Source organism: Bounagaea algeriensis (genome assembly GCF_054491375.1).
On sequence record NZ_CM137102.1, the window covers coordinates 3,362,737 to 3,388,121 of the forward strand.

General features: G+C 72.3%; 20 protein-coding genes. 1 reads left to right on the forward strand and 19 read right to left on the reverse strand.

Annotated elements, in window-relative coordinates; all coding sequences use genetic code 11:
• Positions 1–10: 10 nt before the first annotated feature.
• The 9 genes from ACVGV2_RS15340 to ftsZ all read right to left on the reverse strand — a co-directional run bounded on the left by ACVGV2_RS15340 (position 11) and on the right by ftsZ (position 9,938).
• The gene (locus ACVGV2_RS15340) at positions 11–310 is read right to left on the reverse strand and encodes a hypothetical protein (RefSeq protein ID WP_459163049.1); all 300 of its coding nucleotides are present in this window, start codon (positions 308–310) and stop codon (positions 11–13) included.
• Between the two features lie 137 nt (positions 311–447).
• Positions 448–3,609, reverse strand: coding sequence for an isoleucine--tRNA ligase (gene ileS / locus ACVGV2_RS15345; RefSeq protein WP_459163050.1), 3,162 nt, complete (start codon positions 3,607–3,609; stop codon positions 448–450).
• Between the two features lie 265 nt (positions 3,610–3,874).
• Positions 3,875–4,570 (reverse strand): hypothetical protein, encoded by a 696-nt coding sequence (locus ACVGV2_RS15350; RefSeq protein ID WP_459163051.1) that lies wholly within the window; start codon positions 4,568–4,570, stop codon positions 3,875–3,877.
• Between the two features lie 109 nt (positions 4,571–4,679).
• Positions 4,680–5,594, reverse strand: a complete 915-nt coding sequence (gene wag31, locus ACVGV2_RS15355; RefSeq protein ID WP_459163052.1) for a DivIVA-like cell division protein Wag31 — start codon at positions 5,592–5,594, stop codon at positions 4,680–4,682.
• A 46-nt stretch (positions 5,595–5,640) separates the two neighbouring features.
• Positions 5,641–5,925, reverse strand: coding sequence for a YggT family protein (locus ACVGV2_RS15360; protein WP_459163053.1), 285 nt, complete (start codon positions 5,923–5,925; stop codon positions 5,641–5,643).
• Positions 5,926–5,944: 19 nt separating this feature from the next.
• Positions 5,945–6,568: a cell division protein SepF gene (locus tag ACVGV2_RS15365; protein ID WP_459163054.1), complete on the reverse strand. Its 624-nt coding sequence runs from the start codon at positions 6,566–6,568 to the stop codon at positions 5,945–5,947.
• Positions 6,569–6,640: 72 nt separating this feature from the next.
• Complete coding sequence (locus ACVGV2_RS15370; RefSeq protein ID WP_459163055.1) at positions 6,641–7,369, reverse strand: YggS family pyridoxal phosphate-dependent enzyme; 729 nt, start codon at positions 7,367–7,369, stop codon at positions 6,641–6,643.
• A complete protein-coding gene (pgeF, locus tag ACVGV2_RS15375) occupies positions 7,366–8,133 on the reverse strand; it encodes a peptidoglycan editing factor PgeF (RefSeq protein ID WP_459163056.1) in 768 nt (255 codons plus the stop codon). The genes ACVGV2_RS15370 and pgeF overlap by 4 nt, the downstream gene beginning before the upstream one ends.
• Positions 8,134–8,276: 143 nt before the next feature.
• Positions 8,277–9,938: a cell division protein FtsZ gene (ftsZ, locus tag ACVGV2_RS15380; protein ID WP_459163057.1), complete on the reverse strand. Its 1,662-nt coding sequence runs from the start codon at positions 9,936–9,938 to the stop codon at positions 8,277–8,279.
• A 779-nt stretch (positions 9,939–10,717) separates the two neighbouring features.
• On the opposite strand from ftsZ, the gene ACVGV2_RS15385 reads away from it, so the two are divergent.
• Entirely contained in the window at positions 10,718–11,581 is an 864-nt protein-coding gene (locus ACVGV2_RS15385; RefSeq protein ID WP_459163058.1) for an esterase/lipase family protein, read from the forward strand.
• A 64-nt stretch (positions 11,582–11,645) separates the two neighbouring features.
• On the opposite strand, the gene ACVGV2_RS15390 is transcribed toward ACVGV2_RS15385, so the two are convergent.
• From ACVGV2_RS15390 to ACVGV2_RS15435, 10 genes are all read right to left on the reverse strand, one after another.
• Positions 11,646–12,809 (reverse strand): nitric oxide synthase oxygenase, encoded by a 1,164-nt coding sequence (locus ACVGV2_RS15390; RefSeq protein WP_459163059.1) that lies wholly within the window; start codon positions 12,807–12,809, stop codon positions 11,646–11,648.
• A 49-nt stretch (positions 12,810–12,858) separates the two neighbouring features.
• A complete protein-coding gene (locus ACVGV2_RS15395) occupies positions 12,859–13,602 on the reverse strand; it encodes a cell division protein FtsQ/DivIB (protein ID WP_459163060.1) in 744 nt (247 codons plus the stop codon).
• Positions 13,599–14,993 carry a UDP-N-acetylmuramate--L-alanine ligase gene (murC, locus tag ACVGV2_RS15400; protein ID WP_459166012.1) on the reverse strand — a complete coding sequence of 465 codons (1,395 nt, stop codon included), beginning with the start codon at positions 14,991–14,993 and terminating at the stop codon, positions 13,599–13,601. The genes ACVGV2_RS15395 and murC overlap by 4 nt, the downstream gene beginning before the upstream one ends.
• Before the next feature lie 101 nt (positions 14,994–15,094).
• Positions 15,095–16,225 (reverse strand): undecaprenyldiphospho-muramoylpentapeptide beta-N-acetylglucosaminyltransferase, encoded by a 1,131-nt coding sequence (gene murG, locus ACVGV2_RS15405; protein WP_459163061.1) that lies wholly within the window; start codon positions 16,223–16,225, stop codon positions 15,095–15,097.
• On the reverse strand, positions 16,222–17,598 hold the full coding sequence (ftsW, locus tag ACVGV2_RS15410; protein ID WP_459163062.1) for a putative lipid II flippase FtsW: 1,377 nt from the start codon (positions 17,596–17,598) through the stop codon (positions 16,222–16,224). The genes murG and ftsW overlap by 4 nt, the downstream gene beginning before the upstream one ends.
• A gap of 8 nt (positions 17,599–17,606) precedes the next feature.
• Positions 17,607–19,028 (reverse strand): UDP-N-acetylmuramoyl-L-alanine--D-glutamate ligase, encoded by a 1,422-nt coding sequence (gene murD / locus ACVGV2_RS15415; RefSeq protein ID WP_459163063.1) that lies wholly within the window; start codon positions 19,026–19,028, stop codon positions 17,607–17,609.
• A 217-nt stretch (positions 19,029–19,245) separates the two neighbouring features.
• On the reverse strand, positions 19,246–20,328 hold the full coding sequence (mraY, locus tag ACVGV2_RS15420) for a phospho-N-acetylmuramoyl-pentapeptide-transferase (RefSeq protein ID WP_459163064.1): 1,083 nt from the start codon (positions 20,326–20,328) through the stop codon (positions 19,246–19,248).
• A complete protein-coding gene (locus ACVGV2_RS15425) occupies positions 20,325–21,785 on the reverse strand; it encodes a UDP-N-acetylmuramoyl-tripeptide--D-alanyl-D-alanine ligase (protein ID WP_459163065.1) in 1,461 nt (486 codons plus the stop codon). Before ACVGV2_RS15425 ends, mraY begins: the two co-directional genes overlap by 4 nt.
• Positions 21,782–23,434: a UDP-N-acetylmuramoyl-L-alanyl-D-glutamate--2,6-diaminopimelate ligase gene (locus ACVGV2_RS15430; protein ID WP_459163066.1), complete on the reverse strand. Its 1,653-nt coding sequence runs from the start codon at positions 23,432–23,434 to the stop codon at positions 21,782–21,784. The genes ACVGV2_RS15425 and ACVGV2_RS15430 overlap by 4 nt, the downstream gene beginning before the upstream one ends.
• 86 nt (positions 23,435–23,520) lie before the next feature.
• On the reverse strand, positions 23,521–25,239 hold the full coding sequence (locus ACVGV2_RS15435) for an IlvD/Edd family dehydratase (RefSeq protein ID WP_459163067.1): 1,719 nt from the start codon (positions 25,237–25,239) through the stop codon (positions 23,521–23,523).
• Positions 25,240–25,385: the final 146 nt, after the last annotated feature.

Here is a 25,385-nt window from a genome sequence, read left to right on the forward strand (position 1 = left end):
AGTGCGCGGGTTACTCGGTCGAGCGGGCCGACGCAGTGTGGTCCGGGTGGTCCGGGTGATCTGTGTAGTCCGGGTGGATCGGCTCGGCGTGCTCCTCCTCGATGCGGCGCCGCATCTGCAGCGGCACGTTCTCCGCGGTCCGCACGGCCTGCGCGGTCGTGCGCGGGGCGGGGGCCGGCTCGGGCCGGACCAGCTCACCGAGCCGGTCGCGGAGGTAGTCGCCGAGGGAGCGGCCGGCGGCCCGCGCCTGCCCCCGCAGTTCCCGGTAGACCTCGTCCGGAACGTCGTCGATGCGCATCACTACTGCCATACCGGACATTGTCCGGCAGCGGTCCGGATCTCCGCAGCAGCGGTGATCAATTCGACGCGAGCCCAGGTGTGCGTACTTTTTCGCGAAAAGTTCAAACCACTCGACAGGGTGACGTACTTGCCCCCGGCGATGGCGGTTCACGCCTTGGCCACGTGGATGCGGATCTGCGCGCCGTTGCCGACGCTCCCGGTGAACCCGTCCTCGACCGGGCCGAACTCGACGGCGCGCGCGAGGGTCTCCCCGGCGATGAAGGAGCGGTGCGCGGAGACGTCGGCGAGCACCTCCTCCGGTGCGGACACGGTGACGGTGACCCGGTCGGAAACGTCGAGGTCGGCCTCGCGCCGCGCCTGCTGGATCGCGCGGACCGCGTCCCGGGCCACGCCTTCCGCGGCGAGCTCCGGGGTGACCTCGGTGTCCAGCACCACCAGGCCGGTGCCCGAGGGCAGGGCGGAGGCGGCGCCGGAGCCGGTGGACACGAGGTGCTCGGTGAACTCGCCCTCCTGCAGTTCCACCCCCGCGGCGAGCACCGTGCCGGCCGCGGTGCGGGTCCACTCGCCGGATTTGACCGCCTTGATGGTCTTCTGCACATCGCGGCCCAGGCGCGGCCCGGCGGCGCGCGCGTTGACCGAGACCTCGAAGTGCCCGTGGGCGGCCACGTCTTCGGTGAGCTCGACCTCCTTGACGTTGACCTCGTCGCGGACGAGGTCGACGAACGGCCGCAGCGCTTCCGCGTCGGGCGTGGCGACGACGAGCCGGGCCAGCGGCAGGCGCACGCGCAGCTTGTGCGTCTTGCGCAGGCCGAGCGCCGCCGAGCACACGCGCCGCACCTGGTCCATGGCGGACACGAGCGCCGCGTCGGCGGGCAGCTCGTCGAACAGCGGCCAGTCGGCCAGGTGCACCGAGCGCCCGCCGGTGAGGCCGCGCCACACGGCTTCGGCGGTCAGCGGCAGCAGCGGGGCGACCACGCGGCAGGTCGCCTCGAGGACCGTGTGCAGCGTGTCGATCGCGTCGCGGTCACCGCTCCAGAAGCGCTCCCGCGAGCGGCGGACGTACCAGTTCGTCAGGACCTCGAGGAACTCCCGCACGCTCGCGCATGCTCCCGCCAGGTCGTAGACGTCCATGCTGGCTTGCACGTCGCCGACGAGTTCGTGCGTCTTGGCGAGGATGTAGCGGTCGAGCACGTGCGTGCTGTCGGCGCGGGGTCGTCCGGACAGGCCTTCCGCGTTGGCGTACAGCGCGAGGAAGTACCACGAGTTCCACAGCGGCAGCACGGCCTGGCGCACGGCGTCGCGGATGCCGCGTTCGGTGACGACGAGGTCACCGCCGCGCAGGATCGGGCTGGACATGAGGAACCAGCGCATCGCGTCCGCACCGTCGCGGTCGAAGACCTCGTTGACGTCCGGGTAGTTGCCCTTGGACTTCGACATCTTCATGCCGTCGTGGCCGAGCACGATGCCGTGCGCGACGACGTGCTTGAACGCCGGCCGGTCGAACAACGCGGTGGCCAGCACGTGCAACGTGTAGAACCAGCCGCGGGTCTGGCCGTTGTACTCGACGATGAAGTCGCCCGGGTAGTGGTGCTCGAACCACTCGGCGTTGTCGAACGGGTAGTGCACCTGCGCGAACGGCATCGACCCGGACTCGAACCAGCAGTCGAGCACGTCGGGCACCCGCCGCATCGTGGACCGCCCGCTCGGGTCGTCCGGGTTCGGCCGGGTGAGCCGGTCGATGTTCGGCCGGTGCAGATCGGTGGGCCGTTCGCCGAAGTCGCGTTCCAGCTCGTCCAGCGAGCCGTACACGTCGACCCGCGGGTGGTCCGGGTCGTCGGAGATCCACACCGGGATCGGCGAGCCCCAGAACCGGTTGCGCGAGATGTTCCAGTCGCGGGCGTTCTCCAGCCACTTGCCGAACTGGCCGTCCCGGACGTGCTCGGGGACCCAGTCGATGCGCTGGTTGAGCTCGACCATGCGGTCGCGGAACTGGGACACCGCGACGAACCAGGACGACACGGCGCGCTGGATCAGCGCGTTGTCGCAGCGCCAGCAGTGCGGGTACGGGTGGTCGTAGGTCTCGTGCCGCAGCAGCAGCCCGGCCTCCTTGAGGTCGCGGATGATGTTGCGGTTGGCGTCGAAGACCTGCTGCCCCTCGTACGGGGCGACCTCGGCGGTGAACCGGCCGTGCGAGTCGACCGGCACGACCGGTTCGATGCCGGCCGCGTCGGTGACGACCTTGTCCTCCTCGCCGAAGGCGGGGGCGATGTGCACGATGCCCGTGCCGTCCTCGGTGCTGACGTAGTCGGCCTCGAGCACCCGGTGGGCGTTCTCCCGCCCGCGGAAGAAGTCGAACGGCGGCTCGTAGCCGGTGCCGAGCAGTTCGTCCCCGGAAAACCGCGCGACGACGTGGTCGGCGATGTCCTCGCCCAGTTCGCGCTCGTAGACCGGCAGGCGGGCCTCGGCGAGCACGTAGCGCTCGCTGCTGTTGGGCGGGGCGACGACGACGTACTCGATCTCCGGGTTGACCGCGGCGGCCAGGTTGGACGGCAGCGTCCACGGCGTGGTCGTCCACACCAGGGCCAGCGCGCCGTCGTAGGACTTGCCGGAGGCCCGCAGGCGCAGCCCGACGGTCACGGCCGGGTCCTGCCGCTGCCGGTACACGTCGTCCATGCGCGTTTCGGTGTTCGACAGCGGTGTTTCGCAGCGCCAGCAGTACCAGAGCACGCGGAAGCCCTGGTAGACCAGCCCCTTGTCCCACAGGGTGCGGAACGCCCACATGACGCTTTCCATGTAGTCCAGGTCGAGCGTCTTGTAGTCGTTCTCGAAGTCCACCCAGCGGGCCTGGCGGGTGACGTAGTCGCGCCACTCCTGGGTGTAGCGCAGCACCGAGGTGCGGCAGGCCTCGTTGAACTCGGCCACGCCCATCGCTTCGATCTCGGCCTTCGAGGTGATGCCGAGCTGCTTCTCCGCTTCGACCTCGGCGGGCAGGCCGTGGCAGTCCCAGCCGAAGCGGCGTTCCACCCGTTCCCCGCGCATCGTCCGGTAGCGGGGCACCACGTCCTTGACGTAACCGGTCAGCAGGTGCCCGTAGTGCGGCAGGCCGTTCGCGAACGGCGGGCCGTCGTAGAAGACGAACTCGTTGGCCCCGTGCTGGCCCGCCGCGCGCGCTTCGACGGAGGCGCGGAAGGTGTCGTCAGCCTCCCAGTAGTCGAGGACCCCACGCTCGATCTCCGGGAAGGATGGTTGCGCGGCGACCCCGCCCTCCGGCGCTTCCGCGCCGCTGAACTGCACTTTCGGATACGTCATCGCGGCTGTGCTCCTCGCGGTCCGTCCTCGACTCCGCCGACACGGCGACCCTCGGTCACCTGGGCGGGGACGGCGCCGGTCGCGCACCGGTCCGCGGTACCACCCCGCTTGCCATTCCCGCCGTGCTCCGCGGGAATGGCCGCTCGTCCGGCTGTGACGGGCCGTTCCCGTTCGGTTCTACTGGGGTGCTCCGCACCCGTTCTTCCGAAAGCTCCCCGGTGATGGCCGGATCATCGCCGTGTCGTGCCAGCATAGCGCAGCTGTTTCACGTGTCGCCGTAGCGGCGCGCGACGTGCTCGTCCGGGCCGCACCGCGCGCACGGGGTGAAGCCGAGTTCGTGGGCCTTCTCCACGGTCAACCCCATGGGCCGCGGACCTGCCTGCTCGGCCAGCCAGGGGCAGTCCTCGAGGTGGTAGCGGGGACGCTCGTCGACCACGAGCACCCGCGCGCTGAGCTGGGCCCGACTGCGCACCCCCACGGTGACGCGTTCCACACCGGGATCGAACGAGGCGGATGCCGCGGTGTGCCCAGCGGAACCTGAGGCGCCCGCGGAACCTGAGGCGCCCGCGGAACCGGCGGTGCCCGCGGACCCGGCGAGGACACCGGACATGTGCGCGGCCCCGCCGCGAGTCGAGACCGCAGCGCTGCCCGCACCACCCGCGGTGCCGGCGATGCTGCCGACCGGTTCCGAGCTGCGCGGATCGCGGCCGCCGGCCGACTCCCCCGGCGGAACCCTCGGCTGCGATCCCGCGTCCTCGGTGGACCACCGCACCCGGTGCCGCCCGCTGGACCGCTCGAATCCGCCCGCACGGCGCCTGCGCCGCCTCTCCAGCACCAGGAGCAGCACCCCGCTCAGCGCGGTCAGCAGCAGCGATCCCCACGCCAACTCGGGCGTGTGCAGCACAACCGCCGCGACGAGCGCTCCGGCGGCGAGCACCACGAGCAGCAACACGACGAGCACGTGGCGTCACTCCCCGATCGGGCGGGCCGTGCGCACCGACGCGGGCACCGTCACCGGCGAGACCGCACCGGAGTGCGGCCCCCGCCGGAGGGGTGCGCCCGCGGCGGCGTCAGCCCGCCTCTGCGCGTGCACTGAAGTTGTAGCTGGTCGCACTCTGCTGGCCGGACGCCGAGTGGCTCGCCGAGGAGGAGTGGTTGGACGAGAGTCCGTCCCCGTTCTCGGCGGCCGGAGCCGCCGAACCGCGGTCCTGCAGCTCGCGCAGCTGCGATTCGAGGTAGGTCTGCAGCCGAGTGCGGTATTCGCGCTCGAAGGTCCGCAGCGTCTCGATCTTCTTCTCCAGCGCGTTCTTCTCCTGCGTGATGTTGCCCATCACCTCGGCGTGCTTGCGCTGCGCGTCGCGTTCCAACGTGGAGGCCTTCTCGCGGGCCTGCTGCTCCAGGGTCTCCGCCTGGGTGCGGGCGTCGTTGAGCAGCGTCTCGGCACGGCTGCGCGCGTCGTTGACCATGCTCTCGGACTTCGTCCTGGCCTCGGACAGCAGCTGCTCGGACTTCGTCCGCGCTTCGGACAGCATGCCGTCGGACTCGGTCTTGGCCTCGCCGGTGAGCCGATCGGCCATTTCCTGGGCGAGTCCGAGCACCTTGGCGGCCTGCACGTGGTGATCACCACCCGAGCCGCCCTGCTCGCCCGAAGCGGACGACGACGCCTCCGCGGGGACCGGGGCGAGACGGCGCGGCTCCTCCTGCGCCGTCGCAGCAGCAGTCGAGGACGGGGCGGACTGCGCCGCCGGCTGCGCCTGGGTCTGCGCCTGGTTGCGCGCCTCTTCCAGGTCGGACTGGGTCGTCTGCAGCTGCGACTCCAGCTGCTCGACCTGGCTGCGCAGGTCGTTGTTCTCCTCCACCAGCCGGGCCAGCTCGGCTTCCACGAGGTCGAGGAAGGCATCCACCTCGTCCTCGTTGTAGCCGCGCTTCCCGATCGGGGGCTTGCTGAACGCGACGTTGTGCACGTCGGCGGGCGTCAGACCCACAAGATCACCTCACGCACTCCTCGGCTGCGCCTTCCCGGGTTCCCCGTTACCCGGGCTGAACCAGTCGCATCAGTATGAACACGACCAGCATCAGCACCATAATCGACAGGTCCAATCCGACACCGCCGATCCGAACGGTCGGGATGATCCGACGCAGCAACCGGACGGGCGGGTCGGTCACTGTGTAGATGGTCTCCAACGCGATCGCAACCCCCCCGGCGGGTCGCCAATCGCGCGCGAACACACGTACCAGCTCAACCACAATACGGGCTACCAGGAATAGCCAGAAGAAGAACAGAACGTAGAACAGGACGATCTGCACGGGATACACGCGTCAACTGTGCCACCCTTCACCCGTAGTTGAAAAACGCCCCCTCCGCGAGGCGTCGTTTGTCCTCCGCAGCGACGTCCACGTTCGGCGGTGAGAGCAAGAACACGCGGCTGGTGACCTTCTCGATCGAGCCGCGCAGCCCGAAGGCGAGCCCGGCGGCGAAATCGACGAGCCGCTTGGCGTCGGCTTCGTCCATCTCGGTCAGGTTTATGATCACCGGAGTTCCGTCGCGGTACTGCTCACCGATCGTGCGCGCCTCGCTGTAGGAGCGGGGGTGCAGGGTTGTGATCTTGCTCAAGTTGTACTGGGTGCCGGTGTCGGTGACGGCGCGCAGCCGGGACACCGCCTCGCGCGAGACCTCGGCACCGCCGGTGGCGCGCGCGGGTTGTTCGGCGGGCCACTGGCGACGCGAACGCCCCGTGTCGCGGTACTCCTCGTACCCGTCCTCAGCACCATCGGTCTCCGGCTGGTAGCTTCCGCGCACGCCGGTCATCCGACGCCGCCCGCCCGTCCGATCGGCGGGGACGTCGTAGGCGTCCGAATCCGCGTACCGGTCGCGGTAATCGACCTCGTCGTCGTACTCGTCGACCTCGTCGGCCGGGACCATGCCGAAGTAGGCCTTCAGCTTGTGCAAAGCACTCATCGGCATGCCCTTCCTGTGCGACTCTCTCGTACCGAGCGCGAGGCGGCCGACCACACGACCGCCGGCTGGCGGCTACGGCGAGGTTAACCGGCGGCCGCCGAGCAGCGCTGTTCCGACACGCACGCGCGTCGAGCCGTGCGCCACAGCGGTCTCGAGGTCGCCGCTCATCCCCGCGGACATATCCACAGCTTCGGGGTGATCGCGCCGCAAGCGCTCCGCCACCCGCGAAAGTGTGCCGAAGGACACAGCGGGCTCGCCGGTCAGCGGAGCCACCGCCATCACACCACGCAGCCGCAGCGTTTCGGAACCGGCGATCACGCCCGCCAGTTCCGGCACGTCGTCCGGAGCACACCCCCCACGCCCCCGCGTCCCATCCAGTCCGACCTGGATCAGCACGTCCAACACGTCGTGCCGCTCCCCCGCTTCGAGCGCGTTCTCCGCGGCACGACCCAGACTTTCCGTCAACCGTACGCTGTCGACGGATTCGACCACGTCGGCCCACCGCACCACCTGGCGGGCCTTGTTCCGCTGCAGCTGCCCGACCATGTGCCACCGCACCGCCGCCCGCGGGCGCAACGTGCCGAACTCGGCGACCTTCGGCCCGGCCTCCTGGTGGCGGTTCTCCGCGAACGCGCACTGCCCCGAGTCCGCCAGCAGCGCCGCGTCCGCGGCCGGGAACGTCTTGGTCACCGCGAGCAGTTCGACCTCACCGGGCGCGCGACCCGCCGCGTGGCAAGCCCGGTCCACCCGGCCGCGCACGTCCCGCAACGCCGCGGCCAGTTCCGCGCCGCGTTCGCTCACACCCGTTCCCCTTCCCGCTCAGCAGTGCCCTCGTCCGGGCCCTCGTCCGGGCCCTCGTCCGGCTCGCACCACACCACGGCCGCGAAACGCCCGGTGCGTCCCTGCTCGCGCCGATGGCTGTACAGTTCGGACGATTCCACCGTGCAGCGCGGATCAGCGCCGATGGCGGCGATCCCGGCACCCGCGAGCTGTTCGGCGAGCCCCGCCCGCAGGTCCAACCCCGGCGTTCCGCTGCGGGTGGTGCAGGCGCTGCCGGGCAGGTGCTCCTCCACGTCCTCGCGCATCTCGCCGGGCACCTCGTAGCACTTGCCGCAGGCCGCGGGACCGAGAACCGCCTCGACGCGGTCGATGCGGGCACCTGCGCGCTGCATGCTCCGCAGCGCGGACACGAGCACGCCAACGCGGGCGCCGACGCGCCCCGCGTGCACCGCGGCCACCACCCCGGCTTCCGGATCTGCCAGCAGCACCGGCACGCAGTCGGCGACGAGCGCCGCCACCGCGAGGTTCGGCTGCGCGGTGACCAGCGCGTCGGTGGCCTCCACCGGAGTGGACCGCGGTCCGTCCACCACCGTCGCGGTGCGCCCGTGGATCTGCTCCATCCACACCACGCGGTCGGTGGGCAGCCCGATGCCGTCGGCGAGTTTCCGCTCGTTGGCCGCAAGCGCTTCCGGGTCGTCACCGACCGCACCGCCCAGGTTGAACGAGTCGAAGGGCGGGCGGGAGCTCCCACCCGCCCGCGTGGTGAACACGCGTCGAATCCGCACTGCTGCCCCTTCTCCGCCGGCGTGCCCCGGCACGCCGCTCGACATGGTTCGACACCGGAAGCGCGTGCGGCGCTTCCGGTGTCGATTCTCGCGCATGCCCGTTCCGGCGCCGACGGCAGCGCTGCCGACGCCGGTGCGGAGCGTCAGCGCCGCATGAACGGCGGGATGTCGACGTCGTCGTCGGTGTCGTCGTTCACCGGGATTCCGCGGTTCGGCAGCGACCCCGAGGCGCTCTGATTCGCGCTGGGATTCGTGCCGGTGTGCGTCGGATATCCGGATCCCCGCGACGAACCGCCGGAGGGAGCGGAGTGCATCGGGTTCGGTCCGGACACGGGTGCGGTCGGTGAATTCGCCCCACCGGCCGGGTTCGGCGCCTCTCCCGCGACGCCGTTGTCCGGTGCCGGGTCCTGTCCGCCACCGTGCGCGGTCGGCGCGGCGGGCACCGACGCGGAGTGCTGCCCGGCGGCGGAACCGTCCCCGCCGACCGGGCCCTGCTGGGCCGGCTCCGCCCGCCGGGGCTGCTGCGGTGCCTGCTCGTCACCCTGCGCGCTCGGTTGCGGCGCAGCAGGGGCGCTGGGGGCGGCAGGAGCGCCCGGCGCCTGCTGCCCGGACGTCTGCTGCGGTCCCGGCACGCTCTGCCCCGGTGCCTGCGCGGGTTCCTGCCGGACCTGACCCGCGGCGGTCTGCGCACCCGCCGGACGGCTCTGGTCGACGGCCTGCTCGGCCCCGGCGCTGCGGGTCGCTTCCCGCGTGACGCTGGTCTCGCCGAGGCTCTCGCCGTCGACCTGGCCCGTCTCGTCGGCCGATTCGTCCTCGCTGCCGCCGACCTTGGTCGGATCGAGCTTCTTGTGCGTCGGCGTGCCCGCGTCGAAACCGGCGGCGATGACCGTGACGCGCACTTCGTCGCCGAGGGAGTCGTCGATCACCGTGCCGAAGATGATGTTGGCTTCGGGGTGCGCCGATTCCTGCACGAGCGAGGCGGACTCGTTGATCTCGAACAGCCCCAGGTCGGAGCCGCCGGATATCGCCAGCAACACCCCGTGGGCCCCTTCCATCGAGGCCTCCAGCAGCGGCGAGTTGATCGCCTTCTGCGCTGCCTGCACCGATCTGCCCTCACCTCTGGCCGAGCCGATGCCCATCAACGCGCTGCCCGCGCCGGACATCACGCTCTTCACGTCCGCGAAGTCCAGGTTGATCAGACCCGGTGTGGTGATCAGGTCGGTGATGCCCTGGACACCGGAGAGCAGGACCTCGTCGGCCTCGCGGAACGCGTCCATCAAGCTCACGCCCAGATCGCCGAGCTGCAGCAGGCGATCGTTCGGGATGACGATGAGCGTGTCGCACTCGTCCCGGAGCGTCTTGATGCCCTCTTCGCCCTGCGTGGCTCGGCGCTTGCCCTCGAACGAGAACGGGCGGGTCACCACGCCGATGGTCAGCGCTCCGAGCTTGCGGGCGACGGATGCGACGACCGGCGCCCCGCCGGTGCCGGTGCCACCGCCCTCGCCGGCGGTGACGAAGACCATGTCGGCACCTTTGAGGACCTCCTCGATCTCTTCGCGGTGGTCCTCGGCAGCTTTCTGACCCACTTCGGGCGCCGCACCGGCGCCCAGGCCGCGGGTGAGCTCACGGCCGATGTCGAGCTTGACGTCGGCGTCGGACATCAGCAGGGCCTGCGCGTCGGTGTTCACCGCGATGAACTCGACACCCTTGAGCCCGACCTCGATCATGCGGTTCACGGCATTGACGCCGCCGCCTCCGATGCCGACGACTTTGATCACCGCGAGATAGTTGTGCGGGGGCGTCATCGGATCCGCCTTCCTGATCTTGGCTCTGTGCTCTGTACTGCGACCGCCGGAACGATCACGATGGGGCTGCGGACACTCGCGCTTTCCGGTGACGCCGACGACACCCCGTCGGGAGGATCGCCCGCAGCGTCGCCTGCGTGAACGACACCGAGCCTGCTCGAGCAGACCGTAGGCACGTCCTCGGCCCCGCGTCCAGCAGCCACGCCGAGCGGTTCTTCCCGGCGTGTCGCGCCGTTCCAGCCCCGCAACTCCCGCCCGAACCGCCGCTGGTCCAGGTGTTCTCCGACCCCCAGCGGCACACCGAACAGAACAGTCTTCTCCCCTTGCAGTGCGATCACCTCGCAGTGCGAACACCTTGCAGTGCGATCACCTCGCAGGGCGATCATCTCGCAGCATGATCACCTTGCAGGGCGATCACACCGCGATCACACGAACGTGATCACACCGCACACCGTATCGCGATCATCCCAGCGCGGTGGAGCCGCTCGCCACCACGAACACGGATCGGCCCCAGAACCGGCCCCAGGATCAACCCCGGAATCGACCCGGGATCGACCCGCGACCGCCCGGCGGTGACCGACTCGCCGGGACGCGTCGGACCCGTCAGCACCACCCCGGCTCACGCACGATGATCACCAGGCGCCGCCCGGGACGCCGGGCCGCGGGGCACCGCAGGCGACGCGGCGGCGGGAACGCAGCGGCCGAAGCACGAGGGGGAGCGCAGCGGCGCGCCGCAGGACCGAACCGCAGGACCGAACACCGCGAGCAGGGGATGGAACATGGCACGGAACGCAACCGCCCGCGCGGGCGCACTGCTCGCAGCGGTCGTGCTCTGCCCGGGTATCTTCACCGGCAGCGCCGCACCCGAACCAGCGCACCGAACCACGCTGCTCGTGCACGGACACGCCGCGGACGCGAGTCTCGACTGCACCGCCGTGTGGGGCCGCACGAAGCAGCACCTCGCCGAACACGGGCTCTCCCGGGAGTCGCTGCGCACGATCGGCTACTACCGCGGCGACCGCAACTGCGACAGCAGCATCGCCGACGCCACGACGCGCACCCCGATCCCGGAACTCGCAGCACGCCTGGCGCAGCACATCCACCGCCGCTACACCGACCGCGGGGAAGCGGTGGACGTCCTGGCCCACTCGATGGGCGGTCTCGTCGCGCGGCTGGCCGTGCTCGGAACCGCCCGCGACTGGCGCGGGTTCCCCGAAGGCGAACTGCGGGTGGGCGAGGTCGTCGCGCTCGGCACACCGCACAGCGGGGTGATCGCCTCGAACCGCTCCCGCGACGTGCAGTGGGAGTCCATGCACGCCGGATCCGAGCTGCTGCGGACGCTGCACGAACCGGCCAACCGCCTGGACCGCGCGTGGGCGGCCGGGACCGAATGGACGCTCGTGGGCTCGGACTTCGACGACCACGTCAGCGGCGGGTCCGCTGTGGACAGCGGCCACCCCGCTGACCACAAGCACCGGTACCTTGCAGGTGGCGAGGTCTCGCACACCGGACTCGTCGAGCGGCGCCCCGGTTCAGGACCGTTCCCCCTGCGCTGGTGGAACGCCTCCGAAGGCGTGCAACACGAGACCCCGGACGGGCCGGCGCCCGTGGAAACGATCCGCCGAGCCCTGGTCAGCGGGTAGGCGAAGGCAGCTCGCCGAGACCGCTGCTGCAGGCGCGTCGGGACGGGGGCCGGGGCGACCTCGCTCAGCGGGCGCCGACCAGCCCGGTGTCGACCGCCGCGAACCGGGGCGGGCCACCACACTGGGCGCGCTGCACCGCATCGGCGTCCTGCAGGAAGTCCGGGCGTTGCGGTTCGGTGTCGTAGTAGCGGTGGAACACCGGTGTCTGCGCGCCGGACATCGGCGGCACGATCCAGCTCCAGTCCACCGGGCAGCGCCGCCCGGCTTCCTCCTCGCGCTCGAGGTGGCGCAGGAACCGGTGCGATTCGGTGTGGTGGTCGGTGATGGTCACGCCCGCCGTGCGGAACGAGTGCAGCACGGCGCGGTTGAGCTCCACCAGCGCCCGGTCGCGCCAGAGGGTCTCGGCGCTCGAGGTGTCCAGGCCGAGCCGCTCGGCCACCACGGGGACGAGGTCGTAGCGGCCGGTGTCTGCGAGGTTGCGCGCGCCGATCTCGGTGCCCATGTACCACCCGTTGAACGGCGCCGCCGGGTAGGACACGCCCCCGATGGTCAGGCGCATGTGGCTGATCACGGGCACGGCGTTCCAGCGCAGCCCCAGTTCGGCGAACCACGGGTGCTCGGGGTGGTGCAGGCGGACCTCGCTGATCGCGCTGTCCGGCAGGGCGTACATGTGCGGCCCTTCGGCAGCGGTTTCCACCACGAGCGGCAGCACGTCGAAGGCGCCGGGCTCCACCGGGGGTTGCCAGCCGTAGGCGCGCATCGCGGTGGTGAATTCGCGGTAGGCGGGATCGCCGAGCACACCGCCGTCGCCGCGTTCGTGGCCCGCGTAGCGGATGAGCTGCTCGTTCCAGATCCGCGGCGCGGGCCGTTCGGGCGTTTCGGGCGGGAACACGCTGATCACCGGGCGGATCTTGCCGCCGTTGGCGGCGCGGCGCAGGTGCTGCACGCATTCCTGGGCCACGCCGTCGACGCCGTGCACGTGGCGCAGGTCGCGGACGAGGAGGCTCTGCCAGTAGAGCCTGCCGATGCAGCGGGCGCTGTTGCGCCAGGCCACGCGAGCTCCGAAGGTGAGTTCTTCCGGGGTGTGCTGGTACCAGCCGTGCGTCTCGACGGCGCGGCGGACCTGTTCGAGGCGTTCGTCCAACGACAGCGGTCCGGGGTCGCGGCTCTCGGCGTGGAACAGCCGGAGGAACTCCTCGGCCTCGTCGAGGTCAACCGGTTCGATCACATCAGCCCCCTCTCACCCACTAGGTATCACACCTCGGAGTGAAGAGCGGCTATTCGGTGATGGTCGGCAGATCCGGCGTCGCGACGTCGTACACGCGACCGGGCTGCGTCAACAGCGGCATCAGCACCTGCGCCTTGCGGTCCGAGCCCCGCGGCGCGCCCCACTGCACCTCGCGACCACCGGCGAGGTGCATCCGCAGATCACCGGGGCTGCGCAGCGCGATCCGCTGCACCTCACCCCGCAGGTCCTGCGGCAGGGAGCGCAGCACCCCCATCACCGCGCGGGTCTTGCCCTGCTGCGCACCGGGCAACCGCAACTCGGGCAGGCCGGGCGGCGGACGGTCCGCCCGGGCGAACCGCACCCCGTTGAGGTCGACGAGATCGACCTGCCCGCCGCGCTCCTGGTACGCCGCGGCCGCACGCTCCCGCACGCGGATCTCGACGGTGGCCGGCCACTGCCGCGACACCTCGGCGCTCGCCACCCGGGACAACCGCGCGACCTGCTGCTGCGCCCCGTCGGTGTCGACCCGCAGCACGGGTGTTCCCGTGCGCACCCCGGACGCGGCGAGCACCCGCTGCTCGGACAGCGCACCGGCACCCGTGACGCGGATGTCCCGCACCGCCAGCACCGGGGTGAGATAGCCGACCAGCACCAGCGCGGTCACAGCGGCGAGCACGCCGAGCACGACCCAGCGCCGCCACGAGGGACCACGTCGGGAACCGCCCCGCACCGGGCGTCCGCGCGTGGTGCGGGGCCCGGGGCGGTTCGTCCTGCGGCGGGTCGCCTCGCTCACCCGCGGCCCTCCCCACCGATGTCCTCGTCCCCGGCGCGGTCCAGCTCGGCCAGCAGCTCCGGCCCGAGCATGGTCACGTCCCCGGCGCCCATCGTCACGACGAGATCACCGGCGCGCACCAGCCGGGCGGCCCTCTCCGGCACGTCCGCCAGGGACGGCACGTAGTGCACGCGCTCGCCCGGCAACGGCACCTGCCCGGCGATGAGCTCACCGCTCACGCCCGGAACCGGGTCCTCGCGGGCACCGTAGACATCGAGCACCACGACCTCGTCGGCCGCGCCGAGCGCTTCGGCGAACTGCGCGGCGAACGCCCGGGTGCGCGAGTACAGGTGCGGCTGGAACAGCACGACCACCCGGCCAGCCTCGGCGACCGACCGGGCCGCGGCCAGCTGTGCGGCCACCTCGGTCGGGTGGTGCGCGTAGTCGTCGAAGACCCGCACACCGCCCGCTCGACCCTTGTACTCGAAACGGCGCCGCACACCGCCGAAAGCGACCAGCCCGGCGCGCAACCCGTCGAGATCGGCACCGAGCTCGAGACCGGCCAGCAGCGCGGCCACGGCGTTGTCCGCCATGTGCCGCCCGGGCGCGGCGACCCGCACATCCATCGGTTCCCCGGACAGCGCGGGGAGCAGCACCGTCACCACGCCGAGCCCGTCCTCGGTGCGGTAGTGCACCAGCCGCGCGTCCGCGTGCCCGGAGGCGGTGCTGCCGTAGCGGCGCACCCGCACCCCCGCGGCCTCGGCCCGGTCGGCCAGTGCCGCGGCCCCCGGGTCGTCCACACCCGCGACCAGCACCCCGTCCGGGTCGATGCGCTCGAGGAACTCGCCGAACACATCCGTGTAGGCCGCGGCCGTGCCGTGGTGGTCCAGGTGGTCCGGCTCGACGTTGGTCACCACGGCGACCGAGGGCGAGAACACGAGGAACGACCCGTCGCTCTCATCCGCCTCGGCGACGAACACGTCGCCACCGCCGTGGTGCGCGTTCGCCCCGGACTCGTTGAGGTCGCCGCCGATGGCGAAGGACGGGTCGAGCCGGCAGTGCTGCAGCGCGACCGTGAGCATCGACGTGGTCGAGGTCTTGCCGTGCGTGCCGGCGACGCAGGCCACGCGGTGGCCCAGCATGAGTGCCGCCAACGCCTCCGCCCGGGCGAGCACCGGGACGCCGCGCCGCCGCGCCTCGGCGACCTCCGGGTTGTCCTCGCGGATCGCCGTCGAAGTCACCAGCGCCGTCGGCGGTTCCCGCTCCTCGAACAGGTCGAGGTTCTCGGCCCGGTGCCCCACGGCGATGTGCGCGCCCTGGGTGCGCAGCGCGAGCAGCGTGCGGCCGTCCCGCGCGTCCGAACCGGACACCGCACCCCGCCGGGCGAGGAGGATGCGGGCGATGCCGCTCATCCCGGCGCCGCCGATGCCCACCAGGTGCACCCGGCGCAGCAGCTCAGTGGCCTCGGCGCGGGTCCGCGGCAGGTTCGCCTCCCCCGCCGGCGTGTCGGCAGTCACCGTCCCACCACCTCCAGCACCGTCCGCGCCAGCACCTGGTCCGCCTCGCGGTGCCCGCTGCCCAACGTGGCCCTGCTCATCGCCGCCAGCCGCTGCGGATCCCGCACCAGCGGCAGCACCTCGTCGATCACCCGCTGCGGCGTCAACTCCTCGTCGGGGACGAGGACCCCGCCGCCGGCGGAGACCACCGGCTGCGCGTTGAGCGCCTGCTCACCGTTGCCGTGCGGCAACGGCACGAACACCGCCGGCAGCCCCACCGCGGAGACCTCGGCGACGGTCATCGCCCCCGACCGGCAGACCACGAGATCGGCGGCGGCGTAGGCCAGGTCCATCCGCTCCAGGTACGGCACCGTGACGTACGGCGGGGCCGAGGGCACCTGCTGCACCGCGACCGTGTTCTTCGGCCCGTGCGCGTGCAGCACGCTCACCCCGGCGCGCCCCAGCGCGTCGGCCGCGCCGGAGAACGCGGTGTTCAGCGTGCGCGCGCCCTGCGAACCGCCGAAGACGAGCACCGTCGGCGCGTGCGGGTGCAGTCCGAAGTGGGCGCGGGCCTGCGCCCGCAGCTGCGCCCTGTCGACCTGGGTGATCGCCTCCCGCAGCGGGATCCCGATGACCTCCGCCCCGGACAGGCCGCTGTCCGGGGTGGCCGCGAGCACGCGTTCGGCGAAGCGGGCGCCGAGCTTGTTGGACAACCCGGCGCGCGCGTTGGCCTCGTGCACGACGATCGGCAACTTGCCCCGCGCCGCGAGGTAGGCGGGCAGCGAGACGTACCCGCCGAAGCCGACCACGACGTCGGCCTCGACGCGGGTGAGCACCTCGCGAGTGCGCCGCACCGCGTCGCGCACCTTCCACGGCAGCCGCAGCAGCTCCGGAGTGGGCTTGCGCGGCATCGGCACCGGCGGCACCAGCTCCAGCTGGTAGCCGCGGGCGGGCACGAGGCGGTTCTCCAGGCCCCGCTCGGTGCCCAGCGCCGTGACGCGGGCGTCGGGCCGCTGCCGCCGCACCGCGTCGGCCAGCGCCAGCGCGGGCTCGATGTGCCCGGCGGTTCCGCCTCCCGCCACGACGACGGACGGGGCTTTCCGCGCCGCCGCACCCGTGTCGATCCTGACCGTGTCGTCACCGGTCACCGGTGTCCTCCTCGTTTCTGTGTCCGAGCCCCGGGGCCGTTGCGCGGTCGCCGCTCACCCGGTCGCGCCTTCGCACCGGAGCCGGGACGTGCGGGCGCGCCGGTGGCCCGCCCCTGCCGCCGCCGGGCCGGTGGCCGGTACGGCTCGGGGGTCGGCAGCCGCAGCAGCTTGCCGACCCGGCCCGGCCCCAAGGACCGTAGCGCGGCGATCGCCTCCGGCTCGTTGCGGGCGAAGTTCGCCAGCAGCCCGAACACGAGCATGCTCGCCACCACCGACGACCCGCCGGAGGAGATCAGCGGCAGCGGCAGTCCCGTCACGGGCAGCAGCCCCACGACGTAGCCGATGTTGATCGCCGCTTGGCTGACGATCCACAGCGTCAGCGTCGCGACGACCATGCGGATCCACGGGTCGGTGTTGCGCCGCGCGATGCGCATGCCCACGTAGCCGGTCGTGGCGAACAGGGCGATGACGACGGCGCAACCGACGAAACCGAGCTCCTCGCCGATCACCGCGAAGATGAAGTCGTTGTGCGCGTACGGCAGGTACTGCCACTTCGACCAGCCCTGGCCGAGCCCGCGGCCGACGAGCCCGCCGTCGGCGAGCGCGAACAGCGCCTGCATCGACTGGTAGCCGCTGCCCGAGGGGTCCGCGGCGGGGTTGAGGAACGTGGTCAGCCGCGCGACGCGGTAGTCCTCCAGAAACGCCAACGCGACGGTTCCGGTGAGCCCGCCGAGCACGGTCACGCCGAACAGCCGCAGCGGCGCGCCCGCGAACCACAGCAGCGCCAGCAGCACGACGAACAGCGTGCTCGTCGACCCCAGGTCCGGCTGCATGACCACGAGCGTGAACATCACCAGCGCTGCGGGCACCACGGGCACCAGCAGGTGCCGGTACTGGCCGAGCAGCGCCCGCTTGGTGACCAGCACGTGCGCGCCCCACAGCGCGAAGGCGATCTTGGCGAACTCCACCGGCTGGAACGACGCGCCGGGCAGCGCGAACCAGCTCTGCGCACCGTTGACCTCGGTGCCCAGCGGGGTGAGCACGAGGACCAGCAGGGCCAGGCAGACCACCATCAGCGGCATGCTCGCCCGGCGGATGATCCGCACCGGGGTGCGCAGGGCGATGTAGAACAGGACCAGCCCCACGGCGCAGTACAGCACCTGCTTGCCGAACGTGGTGTACGACGAGCCGTCCTGCGTGTACGAATCCACACTGGACGCCGAGAGCACCATCAGCAGGCCGAACACCGTCAGCAGGCCGAACACGGCCAGCAGCAGGTGGAAGGAGGCCAGCGGGCGCGTCAGCCACGCGGTCAGCGGGTTGAGCACGCCGCGCGCGGAGCGGCGCTTGCTGGAGTCGGTCCCGGTGGCCACCACGGGGCTCACCCGCCGTGCGCCGGCCGCGCGACCCCGTCCGGTTCACCCGCGATCGCGTGGACCGCGTCGGCGAACGCCCGGCCGCGGTGGGCGTAGTCGGTGAACATGTCCATCGACGCCGCCGCGGGCGCGAGCAGCACGACCGCCCCCGGGTGCGCGAGTCCGCTCGCCAACCGCACCGCCTGCGCCATGCCGGCCGCACCCCCTTCGGTCGCCTCGCGCACCGGTACGTCCGGCGCGTGCCGGGCGAGGGCCTCGGCGAACGGCGCGCGGTCGCGGCCCAGCAGCACGGCCGCGTCGAGCCGTTCCGCGTTGGCCGCGACGAGCTCGTCCACCTCGGCACCCTTGAGCAGCCCGCCCGCGATCCACACTACCCGGGGGTGCGCCCGCAGCGCGGCATCAGCGGCGTGCGGGTTCGTCGCCTTGGAATCGTCCACGTAGGACACACCGCCGGACTCGGCCACCGGCACCGAACGGTGCGCCCCCGGGTGGAACTCGCGCAGGCCCGCGCGGACGTCCTCGGGCGCGCACCCGTGGCCGCGGGCGAGCGCGGCCGCGGCGAGCGCGTTGACCGCGTTGTGCGGTCCCGGCGGGTGCACGTCGGCCACGTCGGCGAGCACGCTCTCGGGGCCGAAGGCGCGGTCGACGAGCAGGCCGCGCCCGTCCCGCCCGCCGGGCAGCACGCCCAGCAGGCCGGTTGCCGGCTCGGCCAGGGTGATGCCGACGGCACGCCCCGCGTCCGGCACCGGCGCCAAGCGCGGCGCGTGCGCGTCGTCGGCGTTGTAGACGGACACGTCGTTGCCGCGGTAGATGCGGGCCTTCGCCGCGCCGTACTCGGCGAGCGCACCGTGCCAGTCGAGGTGGTCCTCGGCGAGGTTGAGCACCGCGGCCACCCGCGGGGCGACCGTCCGCGACCAGTGCAGCTGGAAGCTGGACAGCTCCACGGCCAGCACCCGGTGCTCCGACCGCACCGCGTCGACCACGGGCAGGCCCACGTTGCCGCAGGCGACCGCGTCGACCCCAGCGGCGCGCAGCATCGCCTCCAGCATGCCGACGGTGGTGGTCTTGCCGTTGGTCCCGGTCACCGCCAACCACGTGGCCGGCTGCGCCGACTCGCGATCCAACCGCCAGGCGAGCTCCACCTCGCCCCAGACGGGGACGCCCGCTCGCGCGGCAGCGCGCAGCAACGGCGCGTCCGGGCGCCAGCCGGGACTGGTGACCACCAGGTCGGTGCCCGCCGGCGGTTCGTCCAGCCCGGGCTCGAGCCGCACGTCCTGAGCGCGCAGCGAGGCCAGCGCGGCGAGCTGTTCGCCGGAGGAGTCCGTGACCGTCACCGACGCGCCGGCCGCGGCCAACGCTTCCGCCGCGGACCTGCCGGAGACCCCGGCGCCGGCGACCACCACCCGGCTGCCGCTGAGACTCGCCACCTCGTCGCCTCCTCGTCGCCTACCTCGTACTGGGGCCCGCGCCGCAACACGTGGCGGGATTCGACCGACCGCCGCGCGGGCGCCGTCCGCGGCGCCGGGAGCGCCCGGCCCGCCCGGTGCGGTGCTGCGCCGGTGCACCGCCCAACGCCATGGTGCCGGGTGGATCAGCGCGCCCGGTCACCACCCCGGCACCTCCGCCGACCGGCCGGAGCTCGGGTCAGAACGTCGCGCCCGCCCCCGCCAGCCAGTCGGCGTAGAACAGCCCCACGCCGAACATGCAGCTGATCGACGCGAGGATCCAGAACCGGATGATCACCGAGGTCTCGGCCCACCCGGCGAGCTCGAAGTGGTGGTGGAACGGCGCCATCCGGAACAACCGCCTGCGGGTGGTGCGGAACACCACGATCTGCAGCACCACCGACAGGGCCTCGACGACGAACAGCCCACCGATGATGATCATCAGCAGCTCGGTGCGGGTGACCATGGACAACCCGGCCATGAGTCCGCCGAGGGCCAGCGATCCGGTGTCGCCCATGAAGATCTTGGCCGGAGCCGCGTTCCACCACAGGAAACCGACGCACGCCGCCATCGCCGCACCCGCCACGATCGCGATGTCCAGCGGATCGCGCACCGTGTAGCAGGCGGGCATCGGGCCGGACGGCGGCGAGCAGGAGTTGCGCAGCTGCCAGAACGAGATGAGCACGTAGGTGGCCAGCACCATCGCCGCGGTCCCGGCGGCCAGGCCGTCCATGCCGTCGGTGAAGTTCACCGCGTTCGACCAGCCGCTGATGGCCACGTAGGCGAAGATCACGAACCCGACCGCGCCGAACGAGATCACCGTGATGTCGCGGATGAACGACAGGTGGTCCGAGGCCGGGGTCACCCCGTTGGCGTCCGGGAACTGCATCGCCAGCACCGCGAACAGCACCGCGGCGGCCAGCTGGCCGACGAGCTTCGCCGTCTTGTTCAGCCCCAGGTTGCGGTGCTTGCGGATCTTGATGAAGTCGTCGAGGAAGCCGACCAGGCCGAGCGCGGTGGTCAGCCCCAGCACGAGCAGCGCGGACGCGCTGGGCGGCTCCACGGACACGCTCAGGTGGGTCACGATGTAGCCGGCCCACATGGCGACGATGATCGCCATGCCGCCCATCGTGGGCGTGCCCCGCTTGGAGGAGTGCGAGGCCTGCACCTCCTCCCGGATCTCCTGCCCGAAGCCCTGCTTCGAGAACACCCGGATCAAGTAGGGGGTGAACAGGATCGACACCACCAGCGAGACCGCGGCGGCGACCAGAATTGCCTTCACGCCGAGCCCTCCTGGTTCGCGAGCAGCGCGTCGGCGACCCGCCACAGCGCGGCGGAGTTCGACGCTTTGGTGAGCACGACGTCACCCGGACTCAGTTCGTTGCGCAGCAGTTCGAGTGCCGCGTCGACATCCGGCACCAGGACGGACTCCTCTCCCCAGGACCCTTCGTGGCACGCCGCTCGGTGCATCGCCCGCGCCTGTTCACCGACGACGACCAGCCGCTCGATGTTGAGCCGCACGGCCAGCCGGCCGATGCCGTCGTGGGCCTCGGTCTCCTCCTCGCCGAGCTCGGCCAGCGGTCCGAGCACCGCCCACGAGCGGCCCGAGCCGTGCCGCGTCATCTCCGCGAGGGTTTTCAGCGCGGCCCGCATCGACTCCGGGTTGGCGTTGTAGGCGTCGTTGACGACGGTCACCCCACCCGGTGTTGCGGTGACCTCCATGCGACGCGCCGACATCGCGCGCACATCGCCGAGCCGCTGCGCGATCCACTCCGCGCTCGCGCCGAGCTCGGTGGCGACCGCGGCGGCGGCGAGCGCGTTGCTCACGTGGTGCTCGCCGTGCAGCGGCAGCGCCACCTCCGCCCGGCCGCCCGCAGCGGCGAGCGTGAACCGCGGCCGCGCCTGCTCGTCGACGCGGACGTTCTCGGCGCGCACCTGCGCCTGCGGCGACTCGCCGAAGAACACCACCCGCGCGGCGGTGCGTTCGGCCATCGGGGCCACCAGCGGATCGTCGGCGTTGAGCACCGCCACGCCGCCGGCGGGCAGCGACTCGGGCAACTCGCCCTTGGCCCGGGCCACGGCCTGCTGGGAGCCGAACTCGCCGACGTGGGCGTGGCCGACGTTGAGCACCACGCCGATCTGCGGCGGCGCGATCCGCGTGAGCGCGGCGATGTGCCCCGCGCCGCGCGCGGACAGCTCCAGCACCAGGTGCCGGGTGTCCGCATCGGACCGCAGCACGGTCCACGGGTGGCCGAGCTCGTTGTTGAACGAGCCGGGCGGGGCGACGGTCGGCCCCAGCGGTTCGGTCAACTGGGCCACGAGGTCCTTCGTGGACGTCTTCCCGGACGAGCCGGTGAGGCCGATGATCGTCAGCTCGTCGAGCCGGTCCACCACGTGCCGGGCCAGCTTCGCCAGCGCGTGCAGCACGGCGGCGCCGGAACCGTCGGTGTCGGCCGCCAGCGCCATCACGTCCGCGCTGCCGGACGGCACCGGTGGCACCAGCACGGCGGGAACGTCCACCGCGCGCGCGGCGAGAACTCCGACCGCGCCGTCGGCCACCGCCTGCGCGGCGAAGTCGTGCCCGTCGACCCGTTCACCCGGCACGGCCGCGAACAGGCCGCCGGGCCGGATCCTGCGGGAGTCGAATTCCACGCTCGCGGTGACGGTTTCGGAACCGTCCGCGTGCACGAGCTCTCCGTCGACCGCCCGTGCGATCTCCGCGAGGCTGAGCCGGATCACCTTGCCTCCTCATCGCCCTGCACCCGGGTGTGCAGCTCGGGGCCGTCCCCGGTGGGATGCGGGGCTGCCGCACCGCCGCGCCCCCGCAGCGCCGCGGCGAGCTCGTCGCGGTCCGCGAACGGGTGCACCACGCCGGCCACCTCCTGCCCCGTCTCGTGTCCCTTGCCGGCGACGACCACGATGTCGCCGGCCTCGGCGCGCCGGACCGCCGCGGCGATCGCCGCGCGCCGGTCACCGATCTCCCACACTTCACCACGTTCGGCCCGCGGCACCGTGTGCGCCCCGTCGATCACCGCGTCGCGGATCGCCGCCGGGTCCTCTCCCCGGGGATTGTCATCGGTGACCACGAGCACATCGGCCCGGCGCGCCGCCGCTTCGCCCATCAGCGGCCGCTTGGCGGTGTCCCGGTCGCCGCCGGAGCCGAGCACGACGAGCACGCGCCCGGCCACCTGTGCGCGCGCGGCCTCGAGCACGGCGGCCACGGCACCGGGTTTGTGCGAGTAGTCCACCACCGCGGTGAAGTCCTGGCCGGCCGCGACGCGCTCCATCCGGCCGGGCACGTCGACCTCGGCCAGGCCGCGGGCGAGCGCCTCGGGCGGAACGTCGAGCGCCTCCACCACGGCCACGGCCAGCACGGCGTTGGCGATGTTGAACCTCCCCGGCAGCCGCAGGTGCACCGGCAGCGCGCGGCCGTCGCGGTGGTGGGCGGTGAAGGTCTGCTCGCCGGTGGTGTAGGCGGTCACGTCGGAGACCGACCACGTGGCCGCCGCTGCGGGATCCGCTTCCGCGCCCGCCGTGCACGCGCTGACGGTCGTGGTCCGCGGTCCGACGAGCCTGCGGCCCCAGTCGGTGTCCGCGGAGACCACCTCGCGCGCGGCGCGGCCGTCGAACAGCAGCGCCTTCGCGGCGAAGTAGTCCTCCATGTCGCGGTGGAAGTCCAAGTGGTCCTGGGAGAGGTTGGTGAAGGCTCCGACGGCGAAGCGGGTTCCGTCCACGCGGCCGAGCGCCAGCGCGTGGCTGGAGACCTCCATCGGCACGTGCGTCACCCCGCGTTCGACCATGACGGCGAGCAGCGCCTGCAGGTCCGGGGCTTCCGGCGTGGTCAGCGCGCTGTCCAGGCGCTCGCCGGCGACCCGGGTCTCCACGGTGCCCACGAGCCCCGTGGTGTGCCCCGCCGCCCGCAGAACGGACTCCACGAGGTACGTCGTCGTGGTCTTGCCGGACGTTCCGGTGATGCCGACCACGTTCAACTCGTGCGAGGGGTCGCCGTAGACGGCGGAGGCGGCGCGCCCCAGCACGCTGCGCGGGTCGTCGTGCACCAGCAGCGCGACCGCGCCCGAGCGCACCGCGTCGTCGGCGCGGGCGCGTTCGACGCCGGCCGGATCGGTGAGCACCGCCGCGGCACCGGCCTGCACCGCCTCGGTGAGGAAGTCGGCTCCGTGCGCGCGGGATCCGGGCAGCGCGGCGAAGAGGTCGCCGCGCCGCACGTGCTGGGCGCGCAGGGTCGCCCCGGTGACGGCGCGTGCGGCACCGGTCGTGGCGCCGTCGTGGCGGACGAGGCGCGCGCCGACGGTCTCGGCGAGGACCGCGACGTCGACGGGAGTGACGTGACCGGGCCTGGGCGGGGCTGTCGCGACCGGGGATGGCACGTCCGTGAAGGTTACCGGTCCGCCCCCGCGATCCCGCGCAAGGTCGCACCACGGGTGCGCCGGTGCCACCTGCTCCCGCTCGGGCCTCAGTGCCCGTCGCGGGGGACGTAGCTGCCGGAACCGCCGAGCAGGAAGTCCAGGTCGGCGCCGTCGGAGGCCTGCATCACGTGGTCCCAGTACAGCCGCTGGTAACCGCGCGGGTAGGGGTTCTCGGGGGCGCGCCACTCGGCACGCCGCCGTTCGAGCTCCTCGGCGGGGACCTCGAGGTCGAGCGTCCGGCCCGGCACGTCGATGACGACCGGGTCCCCGGTGCGGACGAACGCCAGCGGCCCACCGGCCGCGGACTCGGGCGTGACGTGCAGGACGACGGTGCCGTAGGCGGTGCCGCTCATGCGCCCATCGGAGATCCGCACGATGTCGTCGAACCCGCGGTCCTGCACCTTCTTCGGCACCGGGACGTTGGCGAGTTCGGGCATGCCGGGGAAACCCTTCGGCCCGAGGTTGCGCACGACGAGCACGCTGTTCTCGTCCACGTCGAGGTCGTCGTCGCGGCAGACGGCGTAGTAGTCGTCCACGTCGTCGAAGACGACGGCCGCGCCCTTGTGCTGCAACAACCGCGGTGCGGCGGCGGACTGCTTGACCACCGCGCCGTCCGGGGCGAGGCTGCCGCGCAGCACGGCCGTGCCGGACCCGTCCGGTTGGAACGGTTCGGAGCGCGGGGTGATCACCCGGCGGTCGTGGACTTCGGCGTCGGCGATATTCTCGGCGATCGTCGTTCCGGTCACCGTGCGCGCCGTGGTGTCGAGCAGGTCGTCGAGCTCCCGCATGACCGCGGGCACCCCGCCCGCGTAGCAGAAGTCCTCCATGAGGTATTCGCCGCTGGGCATCAGGTTCACCAACGTGGGCACGTCGCGGGCGAGCCGGTCGAAGTCGTCGACGCCGAGGTCGACGCCGACGCGGTGCGCGATGGCGATGAGGTGGATGGCTGCGTTGGTGGAGCCGCCGATCGCGGCGTTGACGCGGACGGCGTTGTCGAAAGCGGTGCGGGTCAGCAGGTCGGAGGGTTTGAGGTCGTCACCGACCATGTCGACGATGCGCTGGCCGGTGCGCTGGGCCGTGGCGTAGCGGCGCGCGTCGACGGCGGGCCAGGCCGCGGCACCGGGCAGCTGCATGCCGAGCGCTTCGACGATGCTCGCCATGGTCGAAGCGGTGCCCATGGTCATGCAGTGCCCGTTGGAGCGGGACATGCACCCTTCGAGGAAGTAGCACTCCTGCTGGGTGATCCGCCCGGCGACGAGGTCGTTCTCGGCCTGCCACACGGCCGTTCCCGAACCGATCTCGCCACCGCGGTACTTGCCGTTGAGCATCGGCCCGCCGGTGAGCACGACCGTGGGCAGGTCGACGCTGGCCGCGCCCATGAGCAGCCCGGGGGTCGTCTTGTCGCAGCCGGACAGCAGCACGAGCCCGTCGAGCGGGTTGGCGCGGATGGTCTCCTCGGCCTGCATGGCCAGCAGGTTGCGGTAGAGCATCGCGGTGGGGCGCATGAGCGTCTCGCCGAGGGCCATGTTCGGGAACTCGAGGGGGAACCCGCCGGCCTGCCACACGCCCTGCTTGACGGACTCGGCGATGCGCTGCTGGTGCGCGTTGCACGGCGCGAGTTCGGACCAGGTGGTGGCGATGCCGATGACCGGGCGGCCGTCGAACACGTCGTCGGTGTAGCCCTGGTTCTTCAACCAAGAGCGCGCGTGCATCCCGGCTCGTCCGAACGCGCCGAACCATTCCGCGCTGCGCCGCGAGGTGCTCATCCGTTGCCTCTCCGCTGCTTGCCGGGAACCCGTCGTGCACGGCGAGACAACCAGGAGCGCACCTGGCGCGGCAAGGACCCGCGTCAAAAATATCCGTGTCCTCGGATAGCGACCGCAATGCCGAACGTGCTGCGCGGAGATTCGAT